Origin of the sequence: Borreliella carolinensis, from assembly GCF_032595855.2 — a bacterium.
In the GTDB taxonomy this organism is placed as follows: domain Bacteria; phylum Spirochaetota; class Spirochaetia; order Borreliales; family Borreliaceae; genus Borreliella; species Borreliella carolinensis.
On record NZ_CP132453.1, the window covers coordinates 387,867 to 408,308 of the forward strand.

At 32.1% G+C, this 20,442-nt stretch carries 18 protein-coding genes and 2 tRNA genes; all 20 read right to left on the reverse strand.

Going from position 1 to position 20,442, the window contains the following annotated elements; all coding sequences use genetic code 11:
• Nucleotides 1-38: 38 nt before the first annotated feature.
• A complete protein-coding gene (gene mgtE / locus QIA46_RS01860) occupies nucleotides 39-1,403 on the reverse strand; it encodes a magnesium transporter (protein ID WP_301341531.1) in 1,365 nt (454 codons plus the stop codon).
• Between the two features lie 53 nt (nucleotides 1,404-1,456).
• Entirely contained in the window at nucleotides 1,457-2,881 is a 1,425-nt protein-coding gene (locus QIA46_RS01865) for an MGH1-like glycoside hydrolase domain-containing protein (RefSeq protein ID WP_317260203.1), read from the reverse strand.
• Nucleotides 2,882-2,989: 108 nt separating this feature from the next.
• A complete protein-coding gene (bmpB, locus tag QIA46_RS01870) occupies nucleotides 2,990-4,015 on the reverse strand; it encodes a nucleoside ABC transporter substrate-binding protein BmpB (protein ID WP_317268237.1) in 1,026 nt (341 codons plus the stop codon).
• Between the two features lie 86 nt (nucleotides 4,016-4,101).
• Nucleotides 4,102-5,124, reverse strand: a complete 1,023-nt coding sequence (bmpA, locus tag QIA46_RS01875; protein WP_317268238.1) for a nucleoside ABC transporter substrate-binding protein BmpA — start codon at nucleotides 5,122-5,124, stop codon at nucleotides 4,102-4,104.
• Nucleotides 5,125-5,165: 41 nt separating this feature from the next.
• On the reverse strand, nucleotides 5,166-6,227 hold the full coding sequence (gene bmpC, locus QIA46_RS01880; RefSeq protein ID WP_317268239.1) for a nucleoside ABC transporter substrate-binding protein BmpC: 1,062 nt from the start codon (nucleotides 6,225-6,227) through the stop codon (nucleotides 5,166-5,168).
• 286 nt (nucleotides 6,228-6,513) lie between these two features.
• Complete coding sequence (bmpD, locus tag QIA46_RS01885) at nucleotides 6,514-7,539, reverse strand: nucleoside ABC transporter substrate-binding protein BmpD (RefSeq protein ID WP_317268240.1); 1,026 nt, start codon at nucleotides 7,537-7,539, stop codon at nucleotides 6,514-6,516.
• Between the two features lie 97 nt (nucleotides 7,540-7,636).
• The gene (gene rpsG / locus QIA46_RS01890) at nucleotides 7,637-8,110 is read right to left on the reverse strand and encodes a 30S ribosomal protein S7 (protein WP_317268241.1); all 474 of its coding nucleotides are present in this window, start codon (nucleotides 8,108-8,110) and stop codon (nucleotides 7,637-7,639) included.
• Nucleotides 8,111-8,134: 24 nt separating this feature from the next.
• Complete coding sequence (rpsL, locus tag QIA46_RS01895; protein ID WP_002656492.1) at nucleotides 8,135-8,509, reverse strand: 30S ribosomal protein S12; 375 nt, start codon at nucleotides 8,507-8,509, stop codon at nucleotides 8,135-8,137.
• Between the two features lie 67 nt (nucleotides 8,510-8,576).
• Nucleotides 8,577-12,710: a DNA-directed RNA polymerase subunit beta' gene (gene rpoC / locus QIA46_RS01900; protein WP_317268242.1), complete on the reverse strand. Its 4,134-nt coding sequence runs from the start codon at nucleotides 12,708-12,710 to the stop codon at nucleotides 8,577-8,579.
• 15 nt (nucleotides 12,711-12,725) lie between these two features.
• Entirely contained in the window at nucleotides 12,726-16,193 is a 3,468-nt protein-coding gene (gene rpoB / locus QIA46_RS01905; RefSeq protein WP_317268243.1) for a DNA-directed RNA polymerase subunit beta, read from the reverse strand.
• Between the two features lie 84 nt (nucleotides 16,194-16,277).
• On the reverse strand, nucleotides 16,278-16,652 hold the full coding sequence (rplL, locus tag QIA46_RS01910; RefSeq protein ID WP_316256156.1) for a 50S ribosomal protein L7/L12: 375 nt from the start codon (nucleotides 16,650-16,652) through the stop codon (nucleotides 16,278-16,280).
• Nucleotides 16,653-16,722: 70 nt separating this feature from the next.
• Nucleotides 16,723-17,211 (reverse strand): 50S ribosomal protein L10, encoded by a 489-nt coding sequence (gene rplJ, locus QIA46_RS01915; protein ID WP_317268244.1) that lies wholly within the window; start codon nucleotides 17,209-17,211, stop codon nucleotides 16,723-16,725.
• Between the two features lie 4 nt (nucleotides 17,212-17,215).
• On the reverse strand, nucleotides 17,216-17,896 hold the full coding sequence (gene rplA / locus QIA46_RS01920) for a 50S ribosomal protein L1 (protein WP_317268245.1): 681 nt from the start codon (nucleotides 17,894-17,896) through the stop codon (nucleotides 17,216-17,218).
• Nucleotides 17,896-18,327 carry a 50S ribosomal protein L11 gene (rplK, locus tag QIA46_RS01925; RefSeq protein WP_317268246.1) on the reverse strand — a complete coding sequence of 144 codons (432 nt, stop codon included), beginning with the start codon at nucleotides 18,325-18,327 and terminating at the stop codon, nucleotides 17,896-17,898. The genes rplA and rplK overlap by 1 nt, the downstream gene beginning before the upstream one ends.
• A gap of 51 nt (nucleotides 18,328-18,378) precedes the next feature.
• Nucleotides 18,379-18,933, reverse strand: coding sequence for a transcription termination/antitermination protein NusG (gene nusG / locus QIA46_RS01930; protein WP_317268247.1), 555 nt, complete (start codon nucleotides 18,931-18,933; stop codon nucleotides 18,379-18,381).
• A 23-nt stretch (nucleotides 18,934-18,956) separates the two neighbouring features.
• Nucleotides 18,957-19,127: a preprotein translocase subunit SecE gene (secE, locus tag QIA46_RS01935; RefSeq protein ID WP_002556990.1), complete on the reverse strand. Its 171-nt coding sequence runs from the start codon at nucleotides 19,125-19,127 to the stop codon at nucleotides 18,957-18,959.
• A 27-nt stretch (nucleotides 19,128-19,154) separates the two neighbouring features.
• Nucleotides 19,155-19,227: transfer RNA gene (locus tag QIA46_RS01940), tRNA-Trp, on the reverse strand.
• Nucleotides 19,228-19,235: 8 nt separating this feature from the next.
• The gene (gene rpmG / locus QIA46_RS01945; protein ID WP_002556991.1) at nucleotides 19,236-19,415 is read right to left on the reverse strand and encodes a 50S ribosomal protein L33; all 180 of its coding nucleotides are present in this window, start codon (nucleotides 19,413-19,415) and stop codon (nucleotides 19,236-19,238) included.
• A gap of 27 nt (nucleotides 19,416-19,442) precedes the next feature.
• Nucleotides 19,443-19,515, reverse strand: a tRNA-Thr gene (locus QIA46_RS01950).
• Nucleotides 19,516-19,588: 73 nt separating this feature from the next.
• Entirely contained in the window at nucleotides 19,589-20,437 is an 849-nt protein-coding gene (locus tag QIA46_RS01955) for a hypothetical protein (RefSeq protein ID WP_317268248.1), read from the reverse strand.
• Between the last annotated feature and the right edge of the window lie 5 nt (nucleotides 20,438-20,442).

Here is a 20,442-nt window from a genome sequence, read left to right on the forward strand (position 1 = left end):
ATTATAAAAAAATACCAATCAACATATTTAAATGAAATTTAAGCAGCATAACTAACCAAAACCCATTTTGCTATATTAAAATAAGCTATTAAAGTAATAGCATCTGCAATCGTAGTGATTAAAGGGCCTGCCATAAGTGCTGGATCCAACTTCAAAATTTTAGCAACAATGGGCAAAAGACCTCCCAATATCTTTGCTACTGTCAAACTTACCATTAAGCAAGATGAAACTACAAAAGCTATTTTCAACTTATCAGAATGGTGTGGAGCCACAAAAAATACAATTCTTAAAAAATTAACACCAGCAAGAATTGCTCCCACTAGAATACTAACACATATTTCCTTTAAAAACACTTTAAAAAAATCTTTTACCTTAACAGTACCAAGAGCAAGCTCACGAATTATTAAAGCAGATGCCTGAGAGCCGGCATTGCCTGAAGTATCCATTAAAAGGGGAATAAAACTAGCCAAAACCACTAAAGACAACATTAAATTTTGATAATTTGAAATGATTGTAGCTGTAAAAGTAGAAGATACCATAAGAACTAAAAGCCAAATTATCCTATTTTTTGTCATAACTAAAATAGAAGTATCAAGATAAGACGTATCTAAAGGTTTAACAGCCGCAATCATTTGAAAATCTTCAGTATTTACAGACTGAATAACCTCTAAAATGTCATCGATAATAATAACCCCTATCATTCTTCCCTCATTATCAACAACAGGAACACTGGTAATATCATGTTTTTGGAAAAGAAGTGCAACATCCTCTTTCTCATCATTGACCCCCACAATATAAAACCCACTACTTCTCATTATTGATGAGAGAATAACATCATCTTTAGCCAATATTAAATCTTCAATTTTTATAACTCCTTTTAAATGCTTTTCATCATCTGTAATATAATAAGTGTAAATATCTTCTTTGGTTTTAGCTACCCTTCTAATATAATCAAGGGCTCTGCCAACTGTGAAATCTTCTTTAAGCTCAACATATTCAATTGTTACAATCGAACCTGCAGAATCATCACTGTAAGACAAAAATTTATTAATAATTTCTCTATTCTCTTCTGTAGAACTTGCTAAAAATCTCTGAACAACATTTGCGGGAACTTCTTCTAAAAGGTCAATAACATCATCGAGATTCAACTCATCAATCATTTCACTTATTTCTTTATTGGTAAAAGAATTTGCTAATTTATTTTTTGTAGATTGGTCAAAATTAGAAAAAGTTTCAACTGCTATTTTTTTGGGCAAAAATCTGTAAAGCAAAATCAATTCAGTTCCATTAAGTTTTTTAAGCGCCTCAGCAATATCAAAGGAGTCATGCTTTAAAAATTTTTCTTTAATTTTAGAATAACTCTTCTCTTTAAGAAAAATTCTCAATTCATCAATATCTATCATTAAAAGGCCCCCAAAAATTTAAATTTTACAAGACATTTAATGAATCTAATTCATCAAAGCTTATCCAACAACATAGAACATCTTCCTGAAGGAATAGGAAGGGTTTTTTCTTTTTTATTTAATATATTTATTGTAAAATAATAAAGTTTCTCAGATTCCATTTTTATTTCCCAACCTCTTTTCCCTTTATTACAAATTATTGTAGTTTGATTCTTTTTAAGAGATAAGCTTTCTATCCCCATAATCTCAAGAGTGGGTATGTTCCAATATACAGTTTTATCAGGCAAACTAATTGTAAGCCCAATAATATTTTCTATCATCAAACTAATACTAAAAAGAGCAAGATAACAAATAAGACCTTTCTCAGTATAAGTTTTTTTATTAGAATCAAAATATGCGGGCCCTTCTTGCATGGGCTTATAAGCTTCCCAAATGTGCCCTTTAATTTTATTAAACGGCATTAAAGTGTCTAATATATAATACAAATGTCTTATAGTAAATTCTCTTGCAATATTTGCACGACCACAATATTCAAGACCTTTGATTACAAAAAAATTCATATAAGTATAAACTGACCCATAATATCCATTACCATCCTCACTAAAACCTGGTTCACTAACAGAAAGTGTTGGAAAAGGATTTGGAGTTCCAAAATGTTTAGTGCTTTTTAAATAAAAAATCATTCTTTCTATTCTGTCCTCACTGGGAATCTCGGAAAGCATTGGTAAAAATCCCACTATTGTCTTAATTTCAAGAATATTTTCATTAACATCAAGATCATAATAAAATCCATCTTTTTCGCTCCACATTAAAGAATTAATTTTGACCTTAAGGGAAAAAAATCGCTTTTTGTATTCAAGTGATAAATTTTTATCATTTAAAATGTCTGCTAATTTAGAAATACAATATGCATTATGAACTTGTAATGAATTAAAATCTACAGGGTAATATGCATCTACTCTTGGAGAGTTTTTATAAAAAATTTTATTTACATCAATTGAATAAAGACCATTTTCCTTTAAAAATTTGCTCTCTATCCATTTATAATACTTATCAAGAATTGGCAAAACTTCAGAAATTCTCTTTTTATTTCCTGTTTTATGATATAAGTTATATTCAGCCCACGCAAAAATAGGAAATCCAATGTTCTCTTCATTCTCATCAAGATCAATAATAGCATTGTTATTGTCATATCTAGCTCTGATTGCACCTGATTCTTCCTGCAATTGATAAAATTTATCAATTGCAGATGTAGATGAATATTCCCCATTACTATAGACAAGAAAAAAGCTTGACATACAAGCTTGCATTTGATCTATATAATCGCAATTTTCCGAATAATAATTTTTATCTTTTTTACCCTTATCTGTAACTTTTTGCAAAATAACCTTATCTTGAATCCAAGATAAACTTTTATTGTAAATATCAATAAAGTCTTGATCATAATAGTAAATTTTGGGAAACATTTTTTTATTCAATGCTAAATCCTCTAAAACAATAGAAATGTAGTTATATTTATTATAACACAATAAATATAACATAATTAAAAAATTAAAAACTGGAAAATTAAAATCTATCTAAAAAGTCTATAATTTTAATATTTGTTTTATAAAAATTTCATATCCTTCCTGATTACAAGGAACAATAATTTCTTTGTCGATTATTTTTCTTTCAAGAACTCTTATGTACTCAAATTCATTCGCATTAGATAAACCAACAACACCATCTCTTAATCCCATTTGAATAACTTTTCCACCTTCCCAAACATTATTATCTTTAATATATTCACTAGTAATCAAATATAATGCATCCCCAACGTTTTTTATAACAGAAGTAATAAAATTTTTAGGAGCAAGATGTGATTGGTCTTGATCGGCTCCAATAACATAGTAACCATCGCCAAGTTTTTTTGCCGCCTCTATAACGCCAAGTCCCGCTAAACCAGCTGCAAAATGAATTACGTCTATTCCTTTAGAATACATTTTATTAGCTATGACCCTACCAATATCAACATCGGAAAAAGAATTGGAATATTCACTCATAATCTCTATATTTTTATTAGCATACTTTGCGCCAGCTTCATAACCATAGCGAAATGCATCTACTATGCTGCCCTTTACTCCTCCTATAAAACCTATTTTACCAGAAAAGCTTTTTTTAGCTGCAATATAGCCAGCCAAAAAAGCACCCTGCTCTACTCTGAATACAACAGCAATCAAATTTTTAGGGATATGAACATCATCGACATAAATAGGATCTATTATTCCATAGCTAATTTCTGGATTCTCTGATGAAACCAATAAAGATGCATCTGTAAGCCTATACCCTACAAGCCAAATCAGGTCTGAACCATTCCTCTTTAAATTATCAAGATCTGAAACATAACTAGAATAAACTCCAGAAACAGCACTAGAAAAAACTTTTTCAATACTTTCTGGAAAATCTTTTTTCAAGCGCAATAAAGCCGTATTAGCGCTAGAATTAAAAGATTTATCATCAAGAACGCCATCTACCAACATGGATATCTTAATTTTTCTTGAACCAGATTCTATTTCATTCTTACTAAAGCAAGAAGTCAATAAAATGCCTAATATAAAAATCGCAATCCTCATATAGAAAATTTCTCCATTTAAATCATTCGAACAAAACCAATGTGTTTTTTATACCTAAAAATAAAACATATAAATCGATTCTTTATTCAAATAAATTCTTTAAGAAATTTATCATAACTTTCTTTATCATGTGGAACAATAATTTCTTTGTTGATTATTTTGCTAGAAAGACTATCAATTTCTTTTTCAAGTTCAAAGGGAATCATCTTAGGATTTCTTACAAACCCCACAACCCCTTCTTTAAGGCCATAATTTATTAATTTACCACCTTCAAAAGTATTGGTTTTTAGATAGTTAGATGTAAAAATATTTAAAGATCTACCAACATCTTTGGTTGTAGATGTTATAACATTATTGGGAGCAAGATATGATTGATCCTCATCAACTCCAATAATGTAATGCCCAGAACCAAGTTCTTTTGCAACCTCAATAGCCCCAATGCCTCCAAGGCCTGCAGCATGATGAATAATGTCTATTTCATCGGAATACATTTTAGTTGCAATACTTCTGCCAGCTTCAATGTCAACAAAACTACCAATATACTGAGTAGATATCTTTATATCTTTATTAGCATACTTAGCACCAGCCTCATAACCATACCTAAAAGCGTTTACTATCTCTCCCTCTATTCCCCCTAAAAATCCAATTTTACCTGTTTTAGAAACTTTTGCAGCAATATACCCTGTTAAAAATGCACCTTCTTGAGCTCTAAAGGTCATACCCACTAAATTTGCAGGAATAGGATCATTAGTAGAATAAACAGGATCAATAATTGCATATTTCATATCGGAATTTTGAAGAGAAACAGCCTTTGCCACATCGCTAAATCTATACCCAATAAGCCAAATTAAATCTGAACCTGCGTCCTTAAGCCCTTCAAGATCAGATAAATAAGAATTAGCTGAAGATTCTTTTAAAACAAGCTCGATCTTAAATTCCTCCTTAACTTTTTTTGCACCATTTAAAGCACTCTCATTAAAAGATTTATCATCAAAAGTTCCATCAATTATTAAAGATACCTTAGAATTTTCACTTTCAAGACCACCCTTACCACTACAAGATAAAAAAATAATACCTTCAAACAAAATCAACAACAATAATTTATTCATAAACTATTCCCCCTTTACAAATAAAGCTATACCTAAGTAGTTTATAACTTTGATTTAAATAAATCAAATGCATATTCACTATCAGGAACAATAATTTCTCCACTTATTATTTTATTTTCTAGATCAATAACTTCATCAACTAATCTATTATTTAAAACATCAGGATCTTTAACAACCTCTATTACTCCTTCCTTTAAACCCCGATCAATAACAATGCCGCCTTTAAAAACTCCATTATTAATATACTCTGATGAAATAGAATAAATAACCTTGCCAATATCCTTAAGTATTGAAGTAATAACATTTTGAGGTGCAATATATGATTGATCTTGATTTAAGCCAATAACATAATACTTAGGTCCAAGCTCCTTAGCAGCATCATAAACTCCAAGACCAGCTACGCCAGCTATTGGGAAAATAACGCCCACCTTATCCTCTTTATACATAAATAGAGCCATTGCCTTGCCTTTCTCTTTATCAAAAAGAGAGGGCGCTTTTTTTGAAACTAATCTTAATTTAGGATTAGCATAAAAAATTCCCGCCTTAAAACCAAACTTAAAATCATTTAAATACTCGCTAACGGGGCCTGTTAAAAATCCAATCTTTTCTTTTCTACTCATCTTAGCAGCAATATACCCAGCCAAAAATGCAGCTTCTTCATTTCTAAACTTAATGGCCAAAGAATTCTTAGGAACTTGAATATCGCCATAATCAAAAGCATCTATAATACCATAATAAATATCTGGACGTTCGTAAGAAAGCTTAACAGACAAGTCGGAAAATTCGCATCCAACCATCCAAAAAAGATTTAAAGGATTTTTTTGAACTTCATAAGCATCCTCTGTCATTGCCTCACTAGCAGTAAGAAGTCTTTTACCCTCAATAGGATAAGGCCTTAAAGATTTAGTTATAAGTTTTATTCCAAAATTATCTCTAAGTTTTACAACGCCGCTATGAACACTTTGATTATAGCCCTTATCATAAAAGCTGCCATTAGCTAAAACACCTACAACAACTTTGTCAGATTTAACAGACTTTTTATTAGATTTAAAACAAGAAAATACTAATAAAGATAAAGCAATAAAAATAAACCTTTTAAACAAAATCAATCCTCTCCTTACAAAATTAAAATATTAACTTTATTTTACTAACAAGTAGTATTTTTTATTTATAAAATAAAAAATTCAATAAGATACTTAAAAAGATACTTCTAGCATTAATAAAAACACGGTAGTAGGAAAAATAATTTTTCCTACATCACCACAATATCCAAATTTAAACCCTTTTGCAAGATTAATTTAAATTAAAACTTACAACAATTAAAAAACTCTCTAAAATATAGTTAAAGAATTAAAAAGATTTTCCACAAACCAACTCATAAAAACCGAGTTAATTTTCCATTTGCAAAACAAACTTATCATAAGATGCCTTGTCATAAGGCACTTTTATTATACCATTCATTATACTTTGACCGATTTTCAATGATTTGTCATAAATCTCAGAATAATTTGATTTTAAGTTTTCATTTAAAACCAAATCAAGTGCATCTTCTTTAAGCCCAAAAAATATGGTCTTACCCCCATTCAAAAATCCAGTTTTTAAATATTCTTTTGTTAAACTATACATCAATGAATCAACTTTCTTTACAGCAGAAACAATAACATTATTAGGAGCAAGATATGATTGATCCTGATCGACTCCAATAATATAATGATCGGGCCCCAATTCTTTTGCAGCCTCAATTACTCCTATACCAGAAAGTCCTGCAGCTGCAAATATAATATCAACCCCATCCCGATACATATTAGACGCTGTTGAGCGGCCAAGTCCAAAGTCTCCAAATGTACCAACATATTGAGAGATCACTTTAATATTAGAATTTGCATATTTAGCACCAGCTTCATATCCATACATAAAAGATTCCAAAACTTTTCCTCTCACTCCTCCAATAAATCCGATCTTACCCGTTTTAGAAGCCTTTGAAGCAAAATATCCTGCTAAAAAAGCCACCTCTTCGGATCTAAAATTAATATTAAGAAGATTTTGGGGTATTTGAATTTCATCGTAAACCCCCTCTATGATTGCATAACTAACAGAAACATTCTCGTTAGCTCTTTGCAAAAGAATGTCTGACAATCTAAATCCAACTCCCCAAATCAAATTTGAATTACCATCTTCTAAGTTTGCAATATCTCCTAAATAAGAACTACCTGTAGATGCTTTTTCAATTATATTTATATTTAAATCGGCCTTTAATTTTCTTATCGCCTTAGAAGAACTTTCATTAAATCCTTTATCATCAAAAGCACCATCAACTATAAGCGAAACTGTTTTTACCCCAGATTTTCCATCATCAGAGCTAGAACAAGCAATAACAAGCAAAAAAATAATAAAATAATAAACTTTTTTTAACACAAAAATACCCTCCTTATTTTTAACAAAAAAATACAAAAAATGGTTTTAATAATACACCGCATATAAACAAAAAAAGACACCTTCAAAAGGTGTCTTTTTACCATCTATAATGAGTAAAAGCTTTATTTGCCTCAGCCATTCTATGAGTATCTTCTTTCTTCTTAAAAGCAGCTCCAGTAGAATTATATGCATTTAAAAGTTCATTTGACAACTTTTCCTTCATAGACCTACCACTAGACTTTCTAGCAGCAAAAATAATCCACTTCATAGCCAAAGCTTCTCTTCTCTCTTCTCTAACTTCAACAGGAACTTGATACGTAGCACCACCCACACGTCTACTTCTTACTTCTACCAACGGCTTAATATTATCTAAAGCTTTATAAAAAACAGCCATCTTATCGCTTTCTTCAAGCTTATCAGCAAGTAAGTCTATTGAACTGTAAAGTATATTCTCGCTTATTGATTTTTTCCCATCATACATCATTCTGTTTGCAAACTTTGCAACAATTCTAGAATTGTACCTAGCATCAACAAAAATTTTCTTTTTGATTTTTTTATTTTTTCTTGACATATTTAATACTCATCCACCTTTCAGTTAAGCTTTAGGCTTTTTTGTTCCATACTTAGATCTACCCTTTTTCCTATTATTAACACCAAGGGTATCTTTAGCTCCCCTAACAATATGGTACCTTACACCAGGCAAATCTTTAACTCGACCACCTCTAATTAGAACTACAGAGTGTTCTTGTAAATTATGACCAATTCCTGGAATATATGCTGTTACTTCAAATCCATTTGAAAGTCTAACACGTGCTACTTTTCTTAAAGCCGAATTAGGCTTTTTGGGAGTTACGGTCATTACACGTGTACAAATTCCTCTTCTTTGAGGACAATTTTGAAGCGCAGGAGATGCGGTCTTCTCCGTTTGACTTTTTCTAGGTTTTCTAATTAACTGATTAATTGTAGGCATTTATCAACGCTCTCCTTTTCTTGAAACTATTAATAAAATGGTAGCAAATATATAACTTATTTTCAAGTTAAGCTTCATAATCGATATTTTCACTGACTTTAATTTTTTTATAAAGCCCCATACCAGTACCAGTAGGAATTAAATGTCCAATTACAACATTTTCTTTCAATCCCCTAAGATCATCTATTTTCCCAGCAATTGAAGCATCTGTTAATACTTTTGTTGTTTCCTGGAAAGACGCTGCGGAAATAAAAGAATCTATATTAAGAGAAGTCTTGGTTACTCCTATAAGAATTGGACTTGCTATTGCCGGTTCACCACCTTGTTCGATTACTTTTTTATTTTGCTCATAAAAAGTGTGCTTATCTACCTTTTGCCCATAAACAAAATTAGTATCACCAACTGCTACAATCTTCACTTTTTTCATCATTTGCTTGATTATCACACCAATATGTTTGTCATTAATACTTACACCCTGTTTTCGATAAACATCCTGAATTTCTGCCAACAGAAACTCTTGCAAACTAATCCCACCTAAAATTTCAAGCACATCATGAGGATTAATTCTACCATCACAAAGCATATCTCCTGCTTTAACAACATCTCCATCTCTAACCAAAAGATGTTTGCCCGCTGGAATATAATGTTTATGTTCAACCCCATACTCATCTAAAATATTAATAAGTCTTTTACCTTTTTGAATTGATTTAAATTGCACAATTCCACTTACTTTGGCCATTTCAGTCAAATTCTTAGGAATTCTTGTTTCAAAAAGATCATTAACACGAGGCAATCCTCCTGTAATATCTTGGGTTTTTTCAGAACCCTTAGAAAGTTTTGCAATAGTATCTCCTATATTAATACTCTGACCATCTTCAACTTGAAGATAGGCATCCCCTGGTAATACATAAGATGCAACCTCCATACCACTACTATCAATAATAAAAATTCTAGGATCAAGAGATTCAAAAACATTATCTGTAATTCTTTTTTCAACATTGCCTGTTTCAGTATTTATTTCTTCTTTAAGAGTGGTTCCTAAAATAATATCCTTAAATTTAATTTTACCCTTAACCTCTGCAATAATAGGCTCTGCAAATGGGTCAAATGTGCCAATAACTTTGCCTGATTCAACATAATCACCAACCTCTATTTCAAGCTTTGTACCCGCTTTCAAGGCAACTTCTTGCTCTTCTGATACTATAAAAAAATTATCATCTCTTAATTTAACATAACCAATATAAGAAGAGAGAATCTCTGTACCCTTTTTATCAACAAACAAAGGAATTCCTTTTATTACTCTTTGAGAATCTAAAACTTTAATCTCTTTTATGTTCTTAATTTTTTCCTCATAAAAAACATTGATTATTTTTAAAGTTCCTTTTCTCGTGAAAAGAATTCCATTGTCAACTCTAACATTAAAACCTTCTATTCCATTAAGTATAAAGGCATTCTTTAAAGATATTTTATCATCCTCACTACCAGCCTGAGCAACTCCACCAATATGAAAAGTTCTCATGGTTAATTGAGTGCCGGGTTGACCTATGGACTGAGCAGCAATTATTCCTACAGCCTCACCAATATTAACGGGTTTGTTCTTAGAAAAGTCTCTACCATAACATTTTTGACAAACACCATGTTCAGCTTCACACGTTAAAACAGACCTAATAACAAGTTTTTCAATACCAATTTTTTCTAATAACTCTATTTTAGCTTCTGAGATTTCTTCATTTGCATCTAAAACAATCTCACCGGTAATTGGATTTTTTATTCTTTCAATAGAATAACTCCCAACAGCTTTTTCTTTCAAAGATTCTAATATTTCTTCACCATTTTTTACAGTCTCAACTTTTATTCCGTTTATAGTTCCACAATCTTCTATTCTAACAACAACGTCTTGAGCAATGTCCACTAATCTTCGAGTTAAATATCCAGCATCAGCGGTCTTAAGAGCAGTATCTGCTAGACCTTTTCTTGCTCCATTTGTAGATATAAAAAACTCTATCACAGAAAGACCTTCTTTAAAGTTAGAAATAATTGGAAGCTCAATAATATCTCCAGAAGTTTTTGCCATTAATCCTCTCATACCAGCAAGCTGTCTTATTTGATTCCTACTACCCCTAGCACCAGAATCTGCCATCATATATATAACATTAAATCCATCTCTGTCTCTCTTTAAAATTTCCATCATCTTATTAGTAAGTTCTTCATTGGTCTTTAACCAAACAGAAACTACATTGTTATATCGCTCTTCACCAGTAATAACACCTTTAGCATAATCATTTTGAATTTTAGCAATCTCTTTGTTGGCCCTTTCTACATAAGTTCTTTTTTCATCAGGAACAATAATATCGCTCATACTAATTGTGCACCCAAACTTAGTAGCATACCTAAAACCAAGCTCCTTGATAATGTCAAGCATTTCAATTACAGTAGAAGAACCATGAACTACATAAACTTTTGATATTAAAATTTGTAGCTCCAAATCACTAAGAGTTTTATTTACAAATTCAATTCCATTGGGCAAAGCCTCATTAAATATAACCCTACCAGCTGTAGTTTTTTTGTACTCACCATCAATTTTTACATAAATAGAAGCATTGTAATCTAGACTTCTATTATTTATGGCAAGAATAACATTACTAAAGTTTAAAAACTTTTTACCTTCTCCAACAACATTCTTTTTTTCCATAGTTAAATAATATAGGCCCAAAACGATATCTTGGGATGGAAAAACAATAGGATGCCCATTAGCAGGATTTAAAAGATTATTTGTTGAAAGCATTAAAGCCCAACTTTCAGCTTGTGCTGCTGGAGTAAGAGGTACATGTACCGCCATTTGATCACCATCAAAATCCGCATTATATGCATGACAAACAAGAGGATGCAATTTTATTGCCTTGCCCTCAACTAACACAGGCTCAAAAGCTTGAATTCCAAGTCTATGAAGAGTTGGTGCCCTATTTAAAAGAATAGGATGCTCTTTAATAACAAGATCTAAAATTTGCCATACCTCATCAACCTCTTGCTCTATTAAATTCTTTGCTCTTTTGATATTAAAAACAGATTCACTCTCAATCAGTTTTCTTATCACAAAAGGCTTAAAAAGCTCAAGGGCCATTTTTGCAGGCAATCCACATTGATGTAGCTTCAGCTCAGGCCCAACCACAATAACAGAACGACCAGAATAATCTACTCTTTTACCAAGAAGATTTTGTCTAAACCTTCCCTGCTTACCTTTTAACGCATCGGAAAGTGATTTAAGGGGCCTACTAGATGAACCTTTGACAACCTTTCTTTTATGAGAATTGTCAAAAAGAGAATCTACTGATTCTTGAAGCATTCTTTTTTCATTTCTCACAATAATCTCTGGCGCATTAAGAAGAAGCAACTTCCTTAAACGATTATTTCTATTTATAACTCTTCTGTAAAGATCATTAAGATCAGATGTTGCAAAACGCCCCCCATCAAGCTGAACCATTGGCCTAATCTCTGGGGGAATAACAGGAAGAACTTCCATAATCATCCATTCTGGCTTATTGCCAGAAATTTTAAAATTTTCAATAATTTCAAGACGTCTTAAGAGTTTCTTATCGGTTTTATCATCTTTATCTATCATTTGAATCCTAAGCTTAGATGAAAGCTCATCAAGATCAAGATTTTCAAGAAGAGTTTTAATAGCCTCGGCTCCCATTGAAGCATTAAAAGACATACCATATCGCTCTCTAGCCTCTATGTACTCATCTTCATTTAAAAGCTGCATTTTTTTAAGATCAGTATCACCCGGTTCAATTACTACATATTTTTCATAATAAAGAATAGAATTCAAACTAGATGCTGTAATATCAAGTAAAAGCCCAATCCTAGAAGGTATATATTTGTAATACCAAATATGAGCAACTGGGGCTGCTAGCTCAATATGCCCCATTCTTTCACGTCTAACCTTAAAATGGGTAACCTCTACATTACAACGATCACAAATAATGCCTTTATATCTAACTGATTTAAATTTGCCACAATAACATTCCCATTCCTTTGTAGTACCAAAAATCCTTTCACAAAAAAGCCCATCCTTTTCGGGTCTTAAAGTTCTATAATTAATAGTTTCGGATTTTTTAACTTCCCCATAAGACCAATTTCTAATTTGGTCAGGAGATGCTATTTTAATCTTTATTCTTTCAAAATCTTTTATCTCTTTCATAAAAACTCCAAAAACCTAGCTTTTATTAATCAATTCTTCTTCTTTTTCTGTCAAAGGAACCTGATTCCCAGCATCATCATAAATTGACAAATCAAGCCCAAGCCCTCTAAGCTCTTGCATTAGCACATTAAAAGACTCAGGAATTCCAGATACATTGGTGGGAACACCTTTTACTATATTTTCATATATCTTGACTCTGCCTGACATATCATCAGATTTAACTGTTAAAAGTTCTTGAAGGGTGTGTGCTGCACCATAAGCTTCAAGAGCCCAAACCTCCATTTCTCCAAGCCTTTGCCCACCGAATTGAGCTTTTCCTCCAAGGGGTTGCTGAGAAACAAGAGAATATGGGCCTGTTGATCTTGCGTGCATTTTATCATCAACAAGATGGTGCAGTTTAAGCATGTAAATCACCCCGACCATTACTTCATTTTCGAACGGTTCTCCTGTATAACCATCATATAAAATTTCTTTAGAAGTTGGATTAAATCCCGCTTTTTTTAATTTTTTCTGAATTTGTTCATTTGTAGCAGATTCAAAAACAGGAACATTATAAGATTCACCAAGATATTTACCAGCAAGGCCCAATTGAGATTCCATCAACTGTCCGATATTCATTCTAGACGGAACTCCCAAAGGATTTAAGCATATATCAAGAGGGGTTCCGTCTGCAAGATAAGGCATATCTTCAACAGGAAGAATCTTTGCAACAACGCCCTTATTGCCATGTCGTCCAGCCATTTTATCGCCCTCTTTAAGTTTCCTTTTTTTGGCAACATAAACTTTAAGTATTTCTTCAACTCCAGGAGAAAGATTGCCAACATCCTCTTTAGTAATCCTTTGAACATCAATAACTGTGCCTTCAGTACCATGAGGAACTTTTAATGAATTATTTTTAACATCTTTTGCTTTTTCTCCAAAAATAGAAGTTAAAAGCCTGAATTCAGGAGTAATGTCTCCTTCTGACTTTGGAGTAACTTTGCCAACCAAAATATCACCGGGTTTTACATAAGTTCCTATCCGTATAATCCCATTTTCATCCAATTTGTTTAGTATTTTTTCGCTAACATTAGGTATATCTCCTGTAACTTTTTCAGGACCAAGCTTAGTTTCTCTTACCTCTATGCTAAATTCTTTGATATGAATAGATGTATAAAGATCTTCCTTTACAATTCTATCAGAAATCAATATAGCATCCTCATAATTAAATCCATTCCAAGGAATAACTCCTAACAACAAATTATTGCCAAGAGCAAGCTCCCCAAATCTAGTAGCAGGGCCGTCAGCTATTATTTCGCCCCTTTCAACCTTTTGACCCTCTTTAACTAAAACGGATTGATTAAAGCAAGTATCTTGATTTGTCCTTTCATACTTAACAATATGATATTCATCCAAATCTTTAGAATTCTCTGCTTCAAAAGGTTTAACAACTATCTTACTACTTGTTGCCAGAATAACTTCCCCACTTCTTTTAGCCTTAACGACTACCCCTGAATCCTTTGCAACAACACTTTCCATGCCCGTACCAACAATAGGGGGGTTGGGAAAAAGCAGGGGCACTGCTTGTCTTTGCATATTAGACCCCATAAGCGCCCGATTGGCATCATTGTGCTCAAGAAAAGGAATTAACGCTGAAGACACTGAAATTAACTGCCTAGGAGAAACATCCATATAGTCTATGTTCGTGGGGCTTGTTGTAGTATAATCACCAGAAATTCTAACAGAAACTAAATCTTCAAGATACTTTCCATTAGAATTAAAAGCGGCATTAGCCTGAGCAATGCACTTTTTCTCTTCGTCAATAGCAGATAAATATTCCAATTGATCAGTCACTTCTCCATTAACAACTTTCCTGTAAGGGGTTTCTAAAAAACCATAATCATTAACCCTGGAATAGGTAGCCAAAGAAACAATAAGCCCAATATTTGGTCCTTCAGGAGTTTCAATAGGACACATTCTACCATAATGAGTATAATGCACATCTCTTACTTCAAATCCTGCCCTATCCCTTGAAAGTCCCCCCGGCCCAAGCGCATTGAGACGTCTTTTATGAGTAAGTTCGGCCAAAGGATTGACCTGGTCCATGAACTGTGAAAGCTGACTGGTTGCAAAAAATTCTTTAACAGCAGATACAACAGGTTTAACGCTAATTAATTCTTGAGGCTTTAAATTAAAAACTTCCTTGTTAGACATTCTATCTTTAGCAATTTTTTCAACCCTTGACATAGCGCCTTTATATATATTAGTAAGAAGCTCCCCAACAGAACGAACTCTTCTATTTCCCAAATGATCAATATCATCAAGAACATCATGACCTTCATATATTCTTAAAAGATGCGATATAGTGTTAACAATATCATCCATAGTTAAAACTGACGTATTTAAATCATCAAATCCAAATTTTTTAGAAAGTTTATAGCGCCCTACACGTCCAAGATCATATCTTCTTTCAGAAAAAAATATAGTCTTTAAATCGTTTTCAGCATTATCAATTGATATTGGCTCACCGGGAAAAAGAGAACCATAAACAGCCAGCATAACTGATTCTTTTGGAAGCTCTTTAGAACCATCCTTTAAAGCAAAAAACGCATCCTCTTTTTCAAGACAATTTAAAATAACATTCGAACTTACAAAGCATTTTCCAGGAATATCATCATAACCATCAAAATCAACAAGCTCTATTTCATTTACTCCATTTTGTAAAAAATCTTCAACATCTTGCAGAGTAATTTTATCTCCTGCTCGATAATACATATTCTCTCTTATATTAATACTCTTGGCTAAATATTGCCCTGGAAGATCTCTTTTTGTATCGTCTTTAACTTTAATTTTTTTAATGTTATAAAAAGTTTCTATTATTTTTTCTCTCGTATCAAACCCCAAAGCTCTTAAAAAAAGAGTTATGAGTATTCTTTTTTTTCTATCTATTTTTACATAAAGATAATCTTTTTTAGAATCAACCTCAAATTCTAGCCAAGAACCACGATAAGGAATTATTCTAGCAGAATACAAGTCTTTTTCTTTATAAAAAACAACTCCTGGGGATCTGTGAATCTGAGAAACAACAACCCTCTCAGCCCCATTAATAATAAAAGTGCCCCTTTCTGTCATTAAAGGAATAGTTCCCATGTATACGTCTTTTTGCCTTATTTCCCCAGTAGTCAAAAATTGCAAATTCAGTCTTACTTTTAAAACAGCCTCATAACTTTGACCCTTTCTTTTACATTCTTTTTCTGTAAAATTAAGTGCATCATTTTCCATATAGTATCTTTCATACTCAAGAGCAACATCGCCATTTCCACTTTTGATGGGAAATATATTTCTAAAAACAGATTCAAGGCCTTCATTAAGTAAAGGTTTTTTATTTTTTAATTTATCAAGTTGTAAAAATTTTTCATAAGAATTTAATTGTATTTCTATCAGGTTAGGTAGGTCTAAAATCTCATCAGCTCTTCCTTGTCCCAGATGAACTCTTTTTATCATTAAAAGACTCCTTTTTTAAGACATAACAAGCCGCATATCATAACGACATGCGGAATATAACAACTTTGATATATTTTTAATTTTTTATTTAACTTCAACTTTTGCGCCAACTGCCTCAAGTTTCTTTTTTAATTCCTCAGCATCTGACTTAGAAAGACCTTCTTTAATAGCTTTAGGAGCAGCTTCAACTAACGCCTTAGCTTCTCCAAGACCAAGTCCCGTAATAGCTCTAACCTCTTTTATAACATTTATCTTGCTATCCCCAAAAGACATAAGAATTACATCAAATTCAGTTTGTTCTTCAGAATCAGCTGAACCTGCTGAAACAGCTCCCCCCACACCAGCAGAAACAGCTGCAGTTACTCCGAACTTTTCCTCAATAGCTGTTACAAGGTCAACAACTTCCATAGTTTTTGCACCCTCAAGCCAGGTTAAAATATCTTCTTTATTTAGTGCCATATTAACTCCTTATATATTTTCATTTTACAGTGATAGCATGCACTCAAAAATTAAGACTAACACTGCCATGTTAATTTTTAACATCAGCCAAAGCTTTCAATGTTCTTGCAAGCTTAGAAACTGGCGCTTTTAACACGCTAGCAAATAAAGAAATAGATTCTTTTTTGGTAGGAAGTTTGCTATAAGTTTGAACTTTAGCCTCATCATAAAACTCTCCTAATACAAAACCGCCCTTTACTTTTAAAGTACTACTTTTTACAAAATCATAAAAAATTTTTGCTATTACATTAGCCTCTTCTAATGCAGTAACAACAACCGTAGGGCCAACCAAACAAGAATCAACAACATTAATATTCTTTTCTTTTAAAACCATCTTCATTATATTGTTTTTAACAACTTTTAATGCTCCATGTTCTCTCTCTATTTTATTGCGAAGTTCTGTCAACTGAGCTACATTTAAACCTCTATAATCTAAGAAAAAAAGATTTTGTTTGTCATCTACAAATTGTTTTAATAAATCAAACATTTCCAACTTTTTAGAATTTATCTTTGCACTCATAATGTTACCTCCAAACAAAATTAACTTTTATAGAAGGCCCCATAGTAGATGAAATATAAATACTATCTATAAAAGCTCCCTTTAAATCACTCGGTCTTTTTTTAATAACTTCCTTGATAAATTCTTCATAATTTTCTTTTATCTTTTCATTATCCATAGAAGATTTACCAAAAGAAAAGCTTATTACGCCATTTTTATTTGCTCTAAATTCTGTTCGCCCTTTTTTAAGACTGTTGATTGCATCTTTAAGATTATTTGTGACTGTTTGGGTCTTTGGATTGGGCATTAACCCCCTTTTTCCTAAAATAGGGCCAAGTCTTCCAACATCCTTCATCATATCAGGAGTTGCAACAACAATATCAAATTCATCCCAACCACCTTTAATCTTATTTATAAGATCATCATCGCCAACATAAGTTGCACCAAAAGCTCTAGCTTCATCTGCTCGATCACCTTTTGCAAAAACAAGTATTCTTTTTGGCTTCATAAACTGATTTGGCAAAACTATAGTGTCTCTAACAGTATGATTCTTTTTTAAATTAAGGTTAATAGATATATCTATGGTTTCATCAAATTTGGCAAATTTAATTTCTTTCAACAGTGAAATTGCATCTTCAATGTTATAAAATTTATTCTTATCTACTTTGGAAAAAGCTTCAATATATTTTTTACCTTTTTTTGACATTACTTCTCCACCTCAACACCCATTGAACGTGCACTTCCTGCAATAATTTTAAACGCTGCTGACTCTGACTTTGCATTTAAATCAGGCATTTTAATTCTTACTATCTCCATCAACTTTTCTCTTGATATAGTCCCAACTTTATCTGTATTAGATTTTTTAGATCCTGATTCTATCCCAATAGCTTTTTTAATTAAAATCGAAGCTGGGGGAGTCTTTATAATAAAAGAAAAACTTTTGTCGCTATAAACAGTAATAATAACAGGAACCACAATGCCAGGATCCATCTTTGCGGTTCTCTCATTAAATTCTTTTACAAACTGAGGACCACTAACTCCATGAGGACCAAGCGCTTGCCCTATTTTGGCTCCTGGAGCCGCTTGAGCAGCTGGAACCTGTAATTTAATCCAAGAAATTGCTTTTTTTTTTGCCATATCATCTCCTTATGGTAATAACGCCTTCAAAGCTCCCATTAGTATTAAATTTTAAATCTTTTCTATATGCTGGAAATCAACTTCAACAGGCGTTGATCTTCCAAAAATTTGAACTGCAACTTTTAATTTCTTTCTTTCATAATCAATAGAACTAATAAGACCTTCAAAAGAGTCAAAAGGTCCACCTTTAATCCTAACCCTTTCTCCTTCTTCAAAGTCATAAAGCATAAAAATGGATTTATTTGCTTTAATCTCACCAGTAAGCATAAAAACATTTTTTACTTCTTCATCATTAATGGGAATAGGCTTTTGCCCCTTACTAACACCAACAAAATTAATAACACCTTGAACTTTGATAATATTAGCAACAACATCTTTCCAGCCTACTTCCGGAAGATCTAGCTCAATAAGAATATAGCCTGGCCAAATTTTTCTCTCTCTTATTCTTTTCTTACCATTTCTTATCTCTTCTACTTTTTCAATAGGAGCCTTAACATCTAATACTAGATCCCCAAAAACACCTTCGCTTATTAAAAGTCTTATGTCCTGCTCTATTTTTTTCTCATATTGAGAATAAGTTTGAACTACATACCAAGCTCTAGACATAATTTACCCTTCTTACAATAAAACTAAAATACATAAGTTACAACAAGAAACATGAGATAATCGACTATACCCAAGAAAATTGAAACAAATAATACCAGCCAAAAAACTTGTTTTCCATTTCCAACCACTTCATTATACTTAGGCCACGTCACCTTCTTAAGCTCTAAGATACTATCTTTGATAAACCTAAACACTTTAAAGCCTCACTTTAATTCTAACAACAGGTCAGGAGGGATTCGAACCCCCAGCATACAGTTTTGGAGACTGTCGTTCTACCATTGGAACTACTGACCTATTATTTATTATTTTATTTTTCCTTCCTTGTGAAGAGTATGTTTTCGCAATTTTGGACAATATTTCATCAATTCCAACTTTTCCTGCTTATTGCGTCTATTCTTAGTAGTGGTATAATTTCTAATTCCTGTCTCTTCACAAATCAAAGATATAAGCTCAACCGCTCCTTTGCCCTTCTTTTTACCCATACAACAAAACTCCTAACTACCAACAAAAGCCCCCAATCGGACTTGAACCGACGACCCCCACCTTACCATGGTGGTGCTCTACCAACTGAGCTATAAGGGCACTAATTCCCTATAAAACTCTTTATTATCTTAGTGGATTGTTTGGAAAAAAACAAGCACTAAATTTAATTTTATTATTTTATTACAACAAGTTTTCCATCTTGCAAAAGTTTAATGTTGTTACTATTTGAAAACAACTTATTAATAGAATGCTCATCAAGTATAATATCTGTATTATTTTTACCATAAATACTTTTGGCAACTAACTTTAAAGGACGATGTCCAACTCTATTTTTATTATTATAAAGAACATCATTGCTATACTCAAGCATTCCCCATTTTTTCAAAGCCTCTGAAGAAACCATTCTCTTATCAAAATATGGCCTAATGTTTTCATCATAAATTTTGATAAAAAAAGAGTCTTCTAATTTTTTAGAACCAAAAGCATTATTGTAAACTTCACCGACATAAATCACAATTCCTGTATAATTGGTTTTATCAACATCAGAATTTACCAATGGATAAAAAGCTTTATAAGGCTTTTCATGTGAAAAAAATAAATTTATAAAATCGGGGAAAAGACTAAGCTCATACCTAACAGTTAGACTTCTTAAATCTTCTGAATATTTTATATAAGATCTTTTCAAAATGCTATTAGGACCTGAAAAATTAAGTATTAAGCTGGGATTCAAGTCAAAATAATTCTTAAAAGTATTTTCAGAATCCATAATTATCTTAAAAAGAGATTCTCTTATTAAAGAGTCTTTAAAATCATTAATGGTTGCTATTAATTTAGACGCCGTATTTAAACCTACTGGTCTAAATTCATTTTCATTAATTTCCTTAACAATGTCAAAACAAATAACCTTCCTATCCCAATCAATTATTCTGTGCACACTTGTCTCAGCAGCTTCATCTTTTATTATAGAAACATTAGAATAAAGTAGAAATAAACAACTAAAAAGAACCTTAATAAAATGCATTATCT